The sequence below is a fragment of the Halomonas qinghailakensis genome, assembly GCF_025820815.1.
GTDB lineage: Bacteria > Pseudomonadota > Gammaproteobacteria > Pseudomonadales > Halomonadaceae > Vreelandella > Vreelandella qaidamensis.
In genome coordinates this window covers 1,358,522-1,372,110 of the sequence record NZ_CP096973.1, presented here as the reverse complement: position 1 = coordinate 1,372,110, position 13,589 = coordinate 1,358,522, and the positions used below count along the sequence as shown (strand labels likewise).

The following is a 13,589-nucleotide window of genomic DNA, read 5'->3' as shown; positions in this document are numbered from 1 at the left end:
CGTATCCTGCGTCTATAAACGGCACCAATAAGCGGGGCACTTAAAAATAGGCTCGCCGCCTGCCAAAGGCAGGCGGCGGAGCGGGTGCTTACTTACTGGTTGGCTGATTGGAAGTCGCGCAGCAATCGATTACCACGTTCAACCGCTGAATCGGCAGCTTCTTGGCCCGTTTTAGCGCCGGTCATCACGGCCTCCATCTCTTCGGAGATGATGTCGCGGATCTGTACAAAGTTACCAAACCGCAGGCCTTTCGAGTTTTCAGTTGGTTCGTTTAGCGTCATCTGCTTCAGCGAAATATCAGCGCCTGGATTCTCATCGTAGTAGCCCTGCTCTTTGCTTAAGTCCCATGCCGCTTGAGTGATTGGCAGGTAGCCGGTCTGCTGGTGCCACTCAGCTTGCACTTCAGGCTGTGAGAGGTACTCAAAGAAGGCAGCAACGGCTTCATACTCGTCATCGGTGTGGCCTTGAAGTGCCCACAGGGTGGCACCGCCAATGATGGAGTTCTGTGGCGCGCCATCTACGTCGTCATAGTAGGGCTGCATACCGAAACCAACTTCAAAGTCGGAATTAGCAGCGACATCCGCACGAGAGGCAGAAGAGCCAAAGAAAATCGCACACTCTTGTGAGTAAAACAGCGGTTCAGAGTCTGGGCCGGAACCAGGGCCGCCCCACTTAAAGGCATCCGCATCCTGCCACGTCTTCAAATTATCCCAGTGGCGGGCCACTAGTTCATTGTTGAAGTTGAACTCTGTTTCTATTCCGCCAAAGCCGTTTTCTAACGTGCCTAGCGGAGAGTTGTGCATGGCAGAGAAGTTTTCCAGCATCACCCAGCTTGGCCATGAGGTGGTGAAACCACAGTTTGCAGCACCTGACTCGGTAATTTGAGTTGCATACTCCGCGACTTCATCCCAAGTTTGTGGTGGCTGCTCAGGGTCTAAACCTGCTTCCTCAAACACGTCACGGTTGTAATACATAATCGGCGTTGAGGAGTTGAACGGGAACGACAGCATGTTGCCGTTCGTGTCGGTGTAGTAACCGACTACCGCAGGTAGGAAAGCGTCACGATCAAATGCGCGGCCATGATCCTCCATGAGCTGATACACCGGATAAATGGCGCCATCAGCATTCATCATGGTACCTGTGCCGACTTCGAAGACCTGCAAAATATGGGGCTGCTCGCCTGCACGGAACGCCGCAATGGCACCGGTCATCGTTTCGGTATAATTGCCACGATAGCTGGGGGTTACTCGGTAATCATCCTGGGAGGCGTTAAACTCCTCCGTCATTTCTTCAAGGATTTCACCAAGCTGGCCTCCCATGGCGTGCCACCAAGTCACTTCAGTCGCTGAATGGGCAGAAAGGCTAAACGTGGCGGTCGCCACCCCTAGGGTAAGCGCGTGCAATGTGAAACGAGACATAACGGCTCCTTGTGGGTCGTTCGCAGTACATTTATTAAGTTTTTGGGTGCACTGAACAGTAGAAAGTGTAGATGACGTTTTCATGAATGCACGATGAACTCGACGTGACAGTCAACGTTTAGTTGGCAGCAAGCCTGCTGAGTAGGAAAAGGCGAATGGCGGTGATAGGGTAATATCAAGAGATTAACTAGCGAGAGCAGAATGATTGACGTGACTACCTTACTGGCGAAGCTAGTATCATTCGATACCACCTCAAGTGGATCAAATTTAGCCTTAATTGAATTTGTTGAGCACTATCTAGCTGATTATGGTGTTGCTTCAGAGCGAGTGATGAGTCCGTGTGGAACCAAAGCCAATCTGATTGCCCGAGTAGGCCCTGATGCCCCTGGCGGCGTGGTGCTTTCTGGCCATACCGACGTAGTGCCTGTGGCCGGTCAGCCATGGTCGAGTGACCCGTTTACCCTGCGTGATGGCGGCGATGGCCGTCTTTACGGGCGTGGCACCTGTGACATGAAAGGCTTTATTGCCTGTGCGTTAGCCATGGTGCCTGTCTGGGTCAATGCGTCGCTGAAGCAGCCTATCTATTTCGGGTTTTCTTACGACGAAGAAATTGGCTGTGTGGGCGCACCTAGCCTTATTAAACGCTTTTACGAGCATTACTCCACCACCGCCCACGTCATTGTTGGTGAACCTACTAGCATGCAGCCTGTGGTCGCTCAAAAAGGCGCAACTAATCTGCGCACCACCGTGATTGGTCGGGAGGCCCACAGTAGCCAAGTGAATCAAGGCACGTCAGCTATTCATGTGGCGGCAAGGCTGGTCACGTTTATTGAAGACACGATGGCGGCATTGGTAGAAGAGGGGCGCGTCGACGAGGCCTTTAACGTGCCCCACACCAGCCTGCATGTAGGCAAAATAAAGGGTGGCACGGCAATCAATATTATGGCGCGGGAGTGCCAGTTCGAGTGGGAAATTCGTCACCTGCCAACGGACACCTTCGACGAAATATACGCGCGCTTTAAGGCCTATTGCGACCAGCAAAGCGCTGAGTTGCAGGCCAAAGGCAAGCACGTTGAAATTACCACCGAGCCGCTAAACGTGACCGTACCGGGCTTGGCCGACCGCGAAAACGATCGGGTGCTTCGCTTAGCCAAAGACCATTTGCCAGCAGGGTGCTGCGACCATGCGGTGGCTTACGCCACGGAAGCGGGACAGTTCCAAGGCCAGGGTTTACAGACAATCATTCTTGGCCCTGGCAGCATCGCTCAAGCGCATCAGCCCGATGAGTATATTGAGACGGCCCAGCTGCATGAATGCACGGCGTTTATGCAGCGATTAGGTCAGGCGTTAGAAACACCCTATTCGGGATGATGGCTGCTAATGAGCCTTGAATATAAATAGCACACAATAAAAAACACCCGCCAATGTTTAAACAGGCGGGTGTTTTTCTAAAACGTTGCTGCGTTGCTTATTACGACTAATGCTGATGTTGCTCTTCGTAAAGCTCTGCTTTCGCATGGCGCATCACATCTTCGCAGGCCTGTTGGCGGGCAAGTTGGGTCAGCAGCCGCTGAGTCACCTCAAACCCTTTCCCCAAACAGGTATCAACTTCGTCTCGGCTAACGTGCGGAGAGACGTTGTAGTCGATTTTTACCGTACGGCCACCGCCTTCTAGTCGATCGGCGATTTGTCTAAGCCGCCACGCGATTCGCTCTTTCCAGGTTGCTGATTCTACCGCGCCTTCGTTTACGCTAAACGTGCACTGCCATTCGGGTTTGTAAACCTTCATAGGAGAACCTCCACTGCGTTTGGAAAGAATGATCGATCGTGTGTCGTACTCCGTCTGTCTGATGATGTAGCTCTGGTACTATACCTAACTATTTGCCAATACCGAAACAAAACGTATACCAAGTCTATAAACCAAAGAATACAGAGTCTTCAATATGACGCTTTCAACGCCAGTCTCAACGTCAGCCAACTGCCCGTGCGGCAGTGGTGCTGCACTCTCGGCGTGTTGCCAACCTTATCATCAAGGTGTAACGGCACCGACGCCTGAAGCGCTAATGCGTTCACGTTACACGGCATTTGCGTTGAATAGCCACGATTACTTACTCGCCACTTGGCACCCATCAACGCGGCCAGCGCAGCTGCAGCTCGACCCAGATACCCAGTGGAAAGCGCTTACGATTGTGGCGGCACCGCCAGTAAAAGAGGAACAGGGCACGGTACATTTTTTAGCCTATTTTCGTGAACAAAACCGCTGGCAGGTGCTGGAAGAAAACTCCCGGTTTGTGTTTGAAGACGGGCGCTGGTGGTATGTTGATGGCGTGCCGACCATTAAGCGCCTTAAACCCCGGCGAAACGAGCGCTGCTTATGTGGTAGCGGCCGAAAAATAAAGAGTTGTTGCGGTGAGTAGTCAAATTACTAATTCCGCAACGACTGACTCTATAACCACTAATTCCCAATGGTACCTCTACTTACTTGAGTGCAAGCGTGGCACTTATGTGGGGATTACCAACAACCTAGCGAAACGTTACCAAGCGCACTGCGACGGTAAAGGCGCGCGCTATACCCGTGCTAACCCACCGATAGCAATGCTCGGCGCGCAGCCTTTCGCAGATCGCGCAGCGGCCAGCCGCGCTGAGTATGCGCTGAAACAGAAGACGCCAGCGCAAAAGCGCCAATGGGCAGTGGAGTGGCCAGCGACCGTGGGGTAACGGCCGTGGCGTTAGCGCTGGGGATTAAGGCTGGGGATTAGCGCTGGGTGTCCAGGTGCTTACTCAGGAAGTGTTGGGTGCGTTCCTGCTGTGGGGTGCTGAACAGCATGCTGGGAGGGCCTTCCTCGACCACCACGCCGCCATCCATAAACATCGCCCAGTCGGAAACATCGCGGGCAAAGGCCATTTCGTGGGTCACGATCAGCATGGTCATATGCTCTTCGGCCAGGCCGCGCATTACGCGGTTGACCTCTTCCACCAGCTCCGGGTCGAGCGCCGAGGTGGCCTCGTCGAACAGCATGACCTTAGGCTGCATGGCCAATGCGCGGGCAATCGCCACCCGCTGCTTCTGACCGCCAGAAAGCCGCGAAGGAAATACATCCGCTTTGTCTGCCAGGCCCACTCGGTCAAGCAGCTCCATACCCAGTTGGTTGGCCTGCTTGGATGCCATGCCCTTGAGCTTGCGCGGGGCCAGGGTGACATTGTCGAGGGTCGACAGATGAGGGAAAAGGTTAAAGTGCTGAAACACCATGCCCATATTCTGGCGAATATGATTGATATGGCGTTCAAAGGCCAGACCCTGGAGGTCGGGGCGATTGACCTGAGCGCCATCCAACAGAATGTCACCGTCATCAATCACTTCTAGGTGATTGACCGAGCGTAGCAAGGTGCTTTTCCCCGAACCGGATGGCCCTATGATCGAAATGATCTTGCCGCGTTCGACGGTCAGGTTGATGCCCTTGAGGACTTCAAGGTCGCCAAAGCGCTTGTGCACATTGCGCATTTCGACCATGGGGGTATCGGCAACAGGAGTATCAGTGGAAGGTAAGGTGCTCATAAAGTGTCCAGTCGGTAGTTAGTCCATTTGTTTTTTTTCAGGCCGCCATTTGAATCACGGTTTTAGCGACGGTAAGCGGTACGCCGCTCGAACCATGCCTGGCCCAGCTCCATGGCAATGTTGAGCAGGTAATAAATCACGGCAATGGCAATAAAGAACTCGAACGGTCGGAAGGTGACGCTGATCGCATACTGGGAGGCATACACCAGTTCGGCCACGCCGATGGCGGATAACACTGAGGTATCTTTAACCATCAGTATCATATTGTTGCCCAGTTGCGGCACCGAGCGGATAAACGCTTGAGGAACAATGATGTAGAAGATGGTTCGCCAATGGCCAAAGCCCAGCGAGCGAGATGCTTCATACTGGCCGTCGGATACCGATGAAATAGTGGCCGTGAAAATATCGGCGTTATAGGCCATATAGTGAAAGCCAAGGCCCAAGATGCCGACCACAATCGCCGGAATCAGGATCAAATCACCCAGGCCGAAATAGAGAAAATACAGCTGCAGTAGAAGCGGCGTGGTCATGAACAGCCAGATAAAGAAGCGCAGCGGCCAGCTGACGACCTTATTGGTATACAGGGTGATGACCGCGATCACCAAGCCACCCACAATGGAAAAAAACGCAACGGTCACGGCGATCATCAGCATGACGCCAATGCCGCTGAGCAAGGTCGGGAAATAGGTAATAACAGGCGTAAAATCAAACTGCATCGGGGCGCTCTCCTAACGGGTATGGTGTCGACCGGCCAGCGTTGAATCGGGGCGGGTTAGCGACTCTGGTAGCGCGTAGCGCGCCGATAGGCCAACTCCATCATGCCCATCACGGCGTAGACGATGACGATGTACATCAAGGCGCTGAGCGTGAAAATTTCCAGCGGCTTGTAGGTAGAACCGATCAAGCGCTGGGCCTGATAGGTGAGCTCAACCACAGAGATAATTGATACCAGCGATGAATTCTTGACCAGCACAATAGCGAGAACGCCCACCGAACGAATCATCAGCCCGGCTGCCTGGGGCAGTACAACAAACAGCAGGGTGCGTGCCTTGCCAAAACCGAGGGAACGCGCTGCTTCATTCTGACCGCTGTCGACGGACTCGATAGCTCCGCGAATCGCCTCGCTCATGTAGGCACCGATGTTGAAGGCCCCGACAACAACCCCGCAGGTAAAAGGGTCAAGCCGTAACCCAATGCTGGGGCCACCGTAAAACACCAGCAGGAGTTGAACGAAATAGGGCGTGCCGCGAACCACACTAATATAGCTGCGCGCCAGCCAGCGCAGCGGCCGTATACGAGCAGAGCGCAGAAACACCAGCCCGCAGGCGATGAAGAACCCGAAGAAGATGGCACGGGCCGAGATGTCGATTGTGACCCCGGCTGCTTTTATCAGCAGCGGCGTGATCTCGACCATCAGGTTGAAGTCCATGAAGTTACCTTGTTGTCGTTTTGTGTTGAGGTAATCAGGTAATGATGATGGGTACTCAGGTATCAACGCAGTAGAAACCACTGATCTGTCGATCAGACAGCCGGGCAACTCAGAACTGTAAACTGCCCGGCCACAGGGTTACTCGATGCTGGCGCCTTCGCCGATCCACTTATCAACAATCGCCTGATAAGTGCCGTCTTCCTTGATATCGGCCAGTGCCACGTTAAGTGCTTCAAGCAGTTCGGGGTTGTCCTGCTGAATAGCAATGGCGGCAGGCCAGCGCGGCAGCTCGCCTACATCTACCATTTTGATGTCCCGCTCATTTTCCTGCATGGCGACGAGGACCGGTACATCGTCTGCAATCATCACGTCAATGCGGCCTGAGTTAAGCGCACTCATGATGTCAGGCAGGCCCTGGAACGTCTGGTTACGCCATTTGCCGTCACCATTCTCCACTGCCCACTGGTTACCGGTTTCACCCAGCGTTGAACCAACTTGTTTACCCGCAAAGTCGTCAATGCTGTTGATGTCGTTGGTCTCTTCCTGCACCCAGATGGAAAGGCCTGAGCTGTAGTAGGGGTCGCTAAAGTCGAGCACTTCCTGGCGCTCTTCGGTGATACTCATGCTGCAGATACAGGCATCAAATCGCCCACCCACCATGGCAGCAATAATGCCATTCCAGGGAGACGACTGGACGTTGACTTCGACGCCCATTTTGTCGGCCAGTGCTTGTGCAATATCAACATCAAAACCCACCAGATTGCCTTGGGTATCGACAAAGCTGAAAGGCGGGTAGGCGCCTGAGTTAACTACTTGGAGAACATCGCCCCGAATCTCTTCTAGGTCTCGGGCGTGGCTGGGCATGGCCAGCACGGCAGTTGCTCCCATAACGGCGACAGCAGTGGTGAACGTCTTGGAAAAACGTTGAGTGAAGGTTGTCATTATCCGTTTCCTTTTTAGTATTGTTTTGCCTGTCAGCCTGCGATTGTGCTGTTACATCGCTCGGTTGGCTCAGCAGTAGTTGTGCGGATCATTTAGGCTACATGGGTGCCTATGCTTCATTGTTAATACTGTGGTTTCTCGCAATGCTGTGTTGCATGTTCTATTGCATCTTATAGGTGCATGTCTCCTTGGTAGAGTGGGTTAAAGGCATTGGTTGCATTGGATAAATCGCTCGGTATCTCAATTTATCCCGTATGGATCCCCAAAGCGCGTAGTTCACTATCAAACAAATTGTCTTAGTCAAACCAGCATAGACCAACGTAAAGCAATATATATGCCAAAGCCCTAATGCATGCTTTTTTAACGCCCTGGAGACAGCTGGCTTAAGCTATTGGATTTATAACCTGGGCTAGCGAACCACCGTGACAGTACACGTTGCCTGGCGCACAACATTTAAGGCGGTGGAACCCATAAAGTGGTCAGGAAAGCCGGGACGGTTCGATGAAATAATGATGCAGTCGACGCCATTGCGCTTGGCAAACTTGACCACTTGATGGGCGGCATTGCCTTCCACCACATGAATCTCGTAGTGCTCGTCGCCAATTTTCTTTTGAATACCGTCTTTAATGCGTTGCGCGGTGGTTTCGCGGTAATCACTGGGCAGTGATGGTGCAATATAAGGCGGAATACGCTCCATGACAGAAATGATCTGTATGGTGCTATCTTCGTCGGCCAACTTACGTGCTACGTCGATTTTCTGCACAACATTCGAGTTATTGTCTGCCGCCGTGGTAATCAGAATATTTTTATACATGACATGTATCCTCAGGCTGATAGGCGGTGGCATGAGGCGATAGCTTGGTCGCCTCTTGCCACGTGCCTGTTCTCGATCTACTTCGCTAGATCGGCTGACGGTTGGTGTTCAACGTTTGACTGGCTATAGGTGTTAACGTCGTTACGCTCGCCTTCCCGCCAGATGAAGATGTTGAACAGGCCATAGAGAATAGCGATGATCGGCGTGATGATGGCTAAAAACGTCCAGCCCATATAATCCCACGCGGAAACATCCAGCACCCCCATGTAGTAAGCGCCACCCAGCCCCCAGGGCACCAGAGGTGACGTGACGGTTGCCGAGTCTTCACAGGTGCGAGAGCATACCGAGGGCAGAATTTTCAGCTTACGGTAGGCGGGTACAAACATGCGCCCCGGAATGATGATGGCAATATACTGGCTGGCCGAGAACAGGTTAGTGGCCAGCGACGAGAAAACGTGTGTGACGATCAACCCGCGTGAATTGCTGACCAGTTTGCCCAACTTTTCCAGGATAACTTCCAGCATACGGGTTTTTTCCAGCAAACCGCCCAGGCTCAGGCCGATAAAGCCCAGTGAGATGGTCCACATCATGCTTTGCAGACCCCCGCGGCTGAGCAGGTCATCAACCGCTTCCACGCCCGTTTCCGAGACATAGCCGTAGTTCATGTAGTTCATCATGTTGCCTAGCGCAACGCCCTGAGTAGCCACGGCAAGGCCCGCACCCAGCAGGCTGCCAATCACCATCACCGCCAGCGCATTAACACGCCGGTAGGCAAGTACCACAACTACCAGTGGAGGGATAAAGGGCAGCAGACCGACCGAAAAGTTCTCGCGAATGCCGGCCAAAAGCTCAGCAGTGCGAGAGATATCCGCGCCTTCACCGTCAAACTGCATGCCGATGAAAAAGAACAGAATAATGGTAATTATCAAGGCAGGCCCGGTGGTGTAAAACATCGAGCGGATGTGATCAAACAGATTGGCCTCGGCCACCCCGGCGGCCAAATTGGTGGAGTCTGATACCGGTGAAATCTTGTCACCAAAGATTGCTCCGGAAATCACTGCCCCGGCAGTCATCGCCGGAGAAATACCCAGCCCACTGCCAATGCCGATAAAAGCCACGCCAAAGGTGGCGGCGGTTGTCCATGAACTGCCGGTGACCAGTGAGGCAACAGCGCAGACAATCACCGCGGTGAACAGGAAATACGAAGGGTTGATCAGCTGCAAGCCGTAATAGACCAGCGATGGAATCGTCCCTGAGGCGATCCAACTGGCCACCAGTATCCCGACCATCATCAAGATCAGCATCGGCAGCATGGCGATTTCACAGCCATACAAGATGCCTTTCTGGATATCCTGCCAGCTGAAGCCGGAATACAGTGCCACCAGGGCGCAGACCACGATGGCGAAAATCAGTGAAATATGCGTCACCCAGTCTTCACCGAGGATAAAAATCTGTGCAAACATCATGAAGCACAGAAATCCGATCACGGTGATAGCGCCCAGAAATGAAGGGCGCTTATGGGTGTCTTGCGTGGTTGTTGACATTGTTATTCTCCCTGCTTAGGGGTCAAGCGTTGTTATCGTAACGTTGTTCTCGTAAATCCAGTGGCAGTCAGCAGCGTTCCAGAATGATGGCGATGCCCTGACCGCCACCGATGCAGGCCGCCGCACAGCCGTAACGCTGTTGGCGATGCTGCAGCAGGCGGCCAAGGGTGCCTGCCAGGCGAATGCCGGTTGCGCCTAACGGGTGCCCGAGCGCCATAGCGCCGCCCCAGATATTGACGTTTTCAGGGTCAAGGGAAAGCTTGCCCATGGCATCCAGCGGCACAGCCGCAAAGGCCTCGTTGATTTCCCATACGCTGATATCGTTAGGCGTTAGCTGCGCCTGCTTCAGGGCGCGTTGGATAGCGGCGGCGGCTCCGGCCCCCATTTCTTCCGGCTTGACGCCGCAGTCGGCAATTGCCACAACCCGCGCCAAGGGGCTAATGCCGTGCTGGTGCAGGGCAGGTTCTGACATCAAAAGCGTGGCGGCGGCGCCAGAGGTCAGCGGTGAGCTGTTGCCTGCGGTGACCATGCCGCCTTGCATGAAGACCGGGTCCAGCCCCGCTAAACGCTCGGCGCTGGTATCGGCGCGAATGTTACTATCCACACTGATTGGCTCACCGGCTGCGTTGTTCAGGGTCAAACGTTCGCCAGCGAAGTGGCCGGCTGCATCGGCGCTCGCCGCCCGCTGGTGGGAACTGAGGGCAAGGGCGTCCATGGCAGCACGGGAAATACCCGCTGACGTGGCGAGTCGCTCAGCGGTCAGGCCCATATTGAGCACCACGTCCAGCGCGAGCCAGTCAGCCTGTTGCAGCGCGTCAGGGCTGGTCAACACACCTTCCTTGAACAAGGCTGGGCCCATGGGCACACGGGTCATGTTTTCCACGCCACCGGCCATACCCACTTCAACGGCACCGGCCTGAATCTCCCGCGCGGTGTTGCGCAGGGCAGCAAGGCCGGAGCCACACTGCTGATCAATCTGCCGGGTGGCGCACGCCTGGCCTTTGGGGCCCAGGCGTTCGGCCAGCCACAGCGGGTAGCGGCCACCAAAGCTCCATTGTTCTTTTACTGGTAGGGCGCAGCCAATACTCAGGTCTTCCACCGCTGCGCCATCAACATCGCTGCGCGCCAGTAAGCCATCCAGAACGCTGGCCAGCAGGGCATCGCTGCGGGTGTCGGCCCAGGCATCCACCTCGGGCTTGCGGGGGTGAGCGCGGCTGAAGGCACTGCGTGCATAGTCAGCCAGGTAGACGTTTCTCATTGGTTGCTCTCCTGCTGTTCAGCCATCTTTGCCCAGCGATGGATAAACAAGGCATAGGTGGTCAGTACATGGCGGATTGAGTCGATCTCCACACACTCATCCACACCGTGAATGCGCTGGGCAACTGGGCCGTAGCAGGTGCCGTTGATATTGCCGGATACGTGAAAGGCGCGCAGGTCGGTGGTGCAGGTGGATATATAATGGCCGGGAGGCGCGCCAATCAGCGCTTCGTGACATTCCGAGAGTAGCCGAATGCCCGGGGTGTCGAGATCAACCACATGCCCTTCAGAGCGAAAACCGTGAAAGCTCACCTGGGGCGCCGGGGTGGCGTCATCAAGCTCGGCGTGGCAGGCCTGCAGGGTATCGCGAACCCGCTGCATAGCCTCTTCCGGCGACATGCCGGGCGGGAAGCCAACGCGGCCTTCCAGAATGGCGTGGGCCGGTACGCTGGAGGCCCAGTTGCCCGCATCCACCCGGCCAATGCTCAGATTGAAGGGGTGAGGGTGGTCGGCATAAAGTTCAGGCCGCGCCAGGCTGTTCATTTCCGCTTCCAGAATCTTCAGCGCGGGCAGATAGTCTTGCAGGGCTTCAATGGCATTGCGCCCGGCGGAAGGGTCAAGCACGTGGGCGGGTACGCCATCCAGGCGCATCCGGAACCACAGCACACCTACCTGGCCTGCATAGATCTGAGCGCCGAACGGCTCTGGTATCAGTACGAAATCACCGCTAAAACCTTGATGCAGGCAGGCCAGTGCGCCGTTGCCGGTACACTCTTCCTCAATCACGGTTTGCAGGGTGAGCGGGAAGTTGATCTCGACGCCTGCCTGGCGCACCGCTTCAACCGCCATCACCATGGCGGCAATACCGGCTTTCATGTCGCCCGCGCCACGGCCATATAGCCAGCCGTCCTTTTGCCATGGCTCCCAGGGCGGGCGGGTCCACATATCGGTAGGTTCGGCGGGCACTACATCGAGATGGCCGTTGAACACCAGGTGCGGCCCTGGCGCACCGGGGTTGAGGTCTGAAATCACATTGTAACGCCCAGTGCTGGGCCACTCGGCGGGCGCCCGATGGGGGTGCTCCTCAAAACCTGGGGCATCCAGCGGCACACGGGTGACCGGCAGGCCCAGGCGCTCAAGGTGGCGTTCCATGGTATCCAGCGCGCCTTTTTCCTGGCCGATCACACTGTAGCCGCGCACCAGATCACTGGTCAGCGCTACAGTGTCGTCCATCAGCGCGTTGCAGCAGGCGATAATGCGCTGTTCGGTAGCATCAAGCATCAGAACCTCCCCAGGCGTGATTCATCAATCAGCAGAGTAGCGTCGGTGGCTTCGCGCAGCGCCGCAACGCTCAGCCCTTCAGCGATTTCCACTACTTCAAGCCCTTTTGGGGTCACGTCCATCACGGCTTTTTCGGTGATAATGCGCGACACACAGCGGCTGGCCGTCAGGGGTAGTTGGCAGCGGGTCAGAATCTTGGGGTTGCCATGCTTATCATTATGCGAACACAGCACCACCAGCCGGGCGACTTTCTGGGCCAGCTCCATGGCGCCGCCAATCCCTGGTGAGAACTTGCCGGGAATTTTCCAGTTGGCCAGGTTGCCTTCCTGATCAACCTCGAAGGCGCCCATAAAGGTAACGTCCACGCGGCTGCGGCGGATCATCGCAAAGGAGGTGGCGCTATCGAACACGCTGGCCCCCGGGCGAGTGGTGATATACGCGCCGCCGGAGTCAATCATGTCGATATCCGGGGTTTCGCCCTCGTGGCGCGGGCGGCAGCCGAGTACGCCATTTTCAGAGTGCACCAGGACATTCATGCCATCGGGTAGATAGTGGAACAGGCGAGTTGGCAGCCCAATGCCCAGGTTGACGATCTGGCCATCGATGACTTCACGGGCAGCACGGGTCAACATGCGTTGCTGGTCAGAGGGCATGGGGGCGAACTCCTTGCTGGCTGGACGCGCGGTCGACCTGCACGACTTGGCTAATAAAGGCACAGGGCGTATGAATGGTGTCGATAGGCAGGTCGCCGGGTTCGTCGATGCGGTAGGTTTGGGCAATTACCCGATCAGCCGCCATGGCCATCAGGGGGTTGAAGTTGCTGGCGGTGGCGCGATAGATGAGGTTACCGTAGCGGTCGGCCCGCTCGGCATGTACCAGGGCGAAATCTGCCTGAAGCGCCGGTTCGATGGCCCAGGTTGCGCCTTCGATAGTGATCTCATGGCGCCCTTCGGCAACTTCCGTTCCCATCCCGATATCGGTGAGAAAGCCGCCGTGGCCAACGCCTGCACAGCGGATTTTTTCCGCCAATAGCCCCTGGGGGTGAAAGGTGACTTCCATCTGGCCACTATTCATCGCTTCGATGGCCGTCCGGTTCAAGCCGAGATGCGAGGTGATCAGGCGCTTGACCCGGCCCGCTTCAATAAGCTTGCCAATCCCGATGCCGGGCTCGTTAGCATCATTTTTGATCAGCGTCAGGTTGCCTTGGCCGGATGCCAGCAGGGCATCAAGCAGCGCAAAGGGCGTGCCCGGCGAGCCAAAGCCACCGACCATGATGGTGGCGCCATCAGGAATCTGGGCAATGGCCGCGTCAATTTCACAGACCTTGTGGTTAAGCAGCGTCATGGTG

15 protein-coding genes are annotated in these 13,589 nt (G+C 55.6%); 3 read left to right on the top strand and 12 right to left on the bottom strand.

Annotated features, from left to right (window positions below; translation table 11 throughout):
- Window positions 1-92 precede the first annotated feature (92 nt).
- The gene (gene ugpB / locus M0220_RS06425) at window positions 93-1,418 is read right to left on the bottom strand and encodes a sn-glycerol-3-phosphate ABC transporter substrate-binding protein UgpB (protein WP_030074160.1); all 1,326 of its coding nucleotides are present in this window, start codon (window positions 1,416-1,418) and stop codon (window positions 93-95) included.
- 201 nt (window positions 1,419-1,619) lie between these two features.
- On the opposite strand from ugpB, the gene argE reads away from it, so the two are divergent.
- Entirely contained in the window at window positions 1,620-2,789 is a 1,170-nt protein-coding gene (gene argE / locus M0220_RS06420) for an acetylornithine deacetylase (RefSeq protein ID WP_264018979.1), read from the top strand.
- Between the two features lie 106 nt (window positions 2,790-2,895).
- Here the strand turns inward: argE and M0220_RS06415 are convergent, their stop codons facing one another.
- Window positions 2,896-3,207: a hypothetical protein gene (locus M0220_RS06415; RefSeq protein ID WP_030074158.1), complete on the bottom strand. Its 312-nt coding sequence runs from the start codon at window positions 3,205-3,207 to the stop codon at window positions 2,896-2,898.
- A gap of 154 nt (window positions 3,208-3,361) precedes the next feature.
- On the opposite strand from M0220_RS06415, the gene M0220_RS06410 reads away from it, so the two are divergent.
- Window positions 3,362-3,835 carry a YchJ family protein gene (locus tag M0220_RS06410; RefSeq protein ID WP_264018978.1) on the top strand — a complete coding sequence of 158 codons (474 nt, stop codon included), beginning with the start codon at window positions 3,362-3,364 and terminating at the stop codon, window positions 3,833-3,835.
- Window positions 3,828-4,136 (top strand): GIY-YIG nuclease family protein, encoded by a 309-nt coding sequence (locus M0220_RS06405; RefSeq protein WP_264018977.1) that lies wholly within the window; start codon window positions 3,828-3,830, stop codon window positions 4,134-4,136. Before M0220_RS06410 ends, M0220_RS06405 begins: the two co-directional genes overlap by 8 nt.
- 37 nt (window positions 4,137-4,173) lie before the next feature.
- Here M0220_RS06405 and M0220_RS06400 read toward each other — a convergent pair whose 3' ends face one another.
- From M0220_RS06400 to M0220_RS06355, 10 genes are all read right to left on the bottom strand, one after another.
- Window positions 4,174-4,974 carry an amino acid ABC transporter ATP-binding protein gene (locus M0220_RS06400; RefSeq protein ID WP_449768896.1) on the bottom strand — a complete coding sequence of 267 codons (801 nt, stop codon included), beginning with the start codon at window positions 4,972-4,974 and terminating at the stop codon, window positions 4,174-4,176.
- Between the two features lie 62 nt (window positions 4,975-5,036).
- Window positions 5,037-5,690 (bottom strand): amino acid ABC transporter permease, encoded by a 654-nt coding sequence (locus M0220_RS06395; protein WP_264018976.1) that lies wholly within the window; start codon window positions 5,688-5,690, stop codon window positions 5,037-5,039.
- Between the two features lie 56 nt (window positions 5,691-5,746).
- Window positions 5,747-6,403, bottom strand: a complete 657-nt coding sequence (locus M0220_RS06390; RefSeq protein WP_264018975.1) for an amino acid ABC transporter permease — start codon at window positions 6,401-6,403, stop codon at window positions 5,747-5,749.
- Window positions 6,404-6,541: 138 nt separating this feature from the next.
- Window positions 6,542-7,345, bottom strand: a complete 804-nt coding sequence (locus M0220_RS06385) for a transporter substrate-binding domain-containing protein (RefSeq protein ID WP_264018974.1) — start codon at window positions 7,343-7,345, stop codon at window positions 6,542-6,544.
- Between the two features lie 409 nt (window positions 7,346-7,754).
- Window positions 7,755-8,159, bottom strand: coding sequence for a universal stress protein (locus M0220_RS06380; protein ID WP_030074149.1), 405 nt, complete (start codon window positions 8,157-8,159; stop codon window positions 7,755-7,757).
- A gap of 77 nt (window positions 8,160-8,236) precedes the next feature.
- A complete protein-coding gene (gene nhaC, locus M0220_RS06375; protein WP_264018973.1) occupies window positions 8,237-9,703 on the bottom strand; it encodes a Na+/H+ antiporter NhaC in 1,467 nt (488 codons plus the stop codon).
- A 67-nt stretch (window positions 9,704-9,770) separates the two neighbouring features.
- Window positions 9,771-10,961, bottom strand: coding sequence for an acetyl-CoA C-acyltransferase (locus tag M0220_RS06370; protein WP_264018972.1), 1,191 nt, complete (start codon window positions 10,959-10,961; stop codon window positions 9,771-9,773).
- Window positions 10,958-12,241, bottom strand: a complete 1,284-nt coding sequence (locus tag M0220_RS06365; protein ID WP_264018971.1) for an ArgE/DapE family deacylase — start codon at window positions 12,239-12,241, stop codon at window positions 10,958-10,960. The genes M0220_RS06370 and M0220_RS06365 overlap by 4 nt, the downstream gene beginning before the upstream one ends.
- The gene (locus M0220_RS06360) at window positions 12,241-12,894 is read right to left on the bottom strand and encodes a 3-oxoacid CoA-transferase subunit B (RefSeq protein ID WP_030074145.1); all 654 of its coding nucleotides are present in this window, start codon (window positions 12,892-12,894) and stop codon (window positions 12,241-12,243) included. The genes M0220_RS06365 and M0220_RS06360 overlap by 1 nt, the downstream gene beginning before the upstream one ends.
- On the bottom strand, window positions 12,884-13,585 hold the full coding sequence (locus tag M0220_RS06355) for a CoA transferase subunit A (protein WP_264018970.1): 702 nt from the start codon (window positions 13,583-13,585) through the stop codon (window positions 12,884-12,886). Before M0220_RS06355 ends, M0220_RS06360 begins: the two co-directional genes overlap by 11 nt.
- Window positions 13,586-13,589: the final 4 nt, after the last annotated feature.

What these genes read in the sequence shown, in the direction of transcription:
- argE (WP_264018979.1), top strand. Translation starts at nt 1,620, where the DNA reads ATGATTGACGTGACTACCTTACTGGCGAAGCTAGTATCATTCGATACC.
- M0220_RS06365 (WP_264018971.1), bottom strand. Translation starts at nt 12,241, where the DNA reads ATGCTTGATGCTACCGAACAGCGCATTATCGCCTGCTGCAACGCGCTG.
- M0220_RS06385 (WP_264018974.1), bottom strand. Translation starts at nt 7,345, where the DNA reads ATGACAACCTTCACTCAACGTTTTTCCAAGACGTTCACCACTGCTGTC.
- M0220_RS06360 (WP_030074145.1), bottom strand. Translation starts at nt 12,894, where the DNA reads ATGCCCTCTGACCAGCAACGCATGTTGACCCGTGCTGCCCGTGAAGTC.
- M0220_RS06395 (WP_264018976.1), bottom strand. Translation starts at nt 5,690, where the DNA reads ATGCAGTTTGATTTTACGCCTGTTATTACCTATTTCCCGACCTTGCTC.
- ugpB (WP_030074160.1), bottom strand. Translation starts at nt 1,418, where the DNA reads ATGTCTCGTTTCACATTGCACGCGCTTACCCTAGGGGTGGCGACCGCC.
- M0220_RS06410 (WP_264018978.1), top strand. Translation starts at nt 3,362, where the DNA reads ATGACGCTTTCAACGCCAGTCTCAACGTCAGCCAACTGCCCGTGCGGC.
- M0220_RS06355 (WP_264018970.1), bottom strand. Translation starts at nt 13,585, where the DNA reads ATGACGCTGCTTAACCACAAGGTCTGTGAAATTGACGCGGCCATTGCC.
- M0220_RS06390 (WP_264018975.1), bottom strand. Translation starts at nt 6,403, where the DNA reads ATGGACTTCAACCTGATGGTCGAGATCACGCCGCTGCTGATAAAAGCA.
- M0220_RS06400 (WP_449768896.1), bottom strand. Translation starts at nt 4,974, where the DNA reads ATGAGCACCTTACCTTCCACTGATACTCCTGTTGCCGATACCCCCATG.
- M0220_RS06380 (WP_030074149.1), bottom strand. Translation starts at nt 8,159, where the DNA reads ATGTATAAAAATATTCTGATTACCACGGCGGCAGACAATAACTCGAAT.
- M0220_RS06370 (WP_264018972.1), bottom strand. Translation starts at nt 10,961, where the DNA reads ATGAGAAACGTCTACCTGGCTGACTATGCACGCAGTGCCTTCAGCCGC.
- nhaC (WP_264018973.1), bottom strand. Translation starts at nt 9,703, where the DNA reads ATGTCAACAACCACGCAAGACACCCATAAGCGCCCTTCATTTCTGGGC.
- M0220_RS06415 (WP_030074158.1), bottom strand. Translation starts at nt 3,207, where the DNA reads ATGAAGGTTTACAAACCCGAATGGCAGTGCACGTTTAGCGTAAACGAA.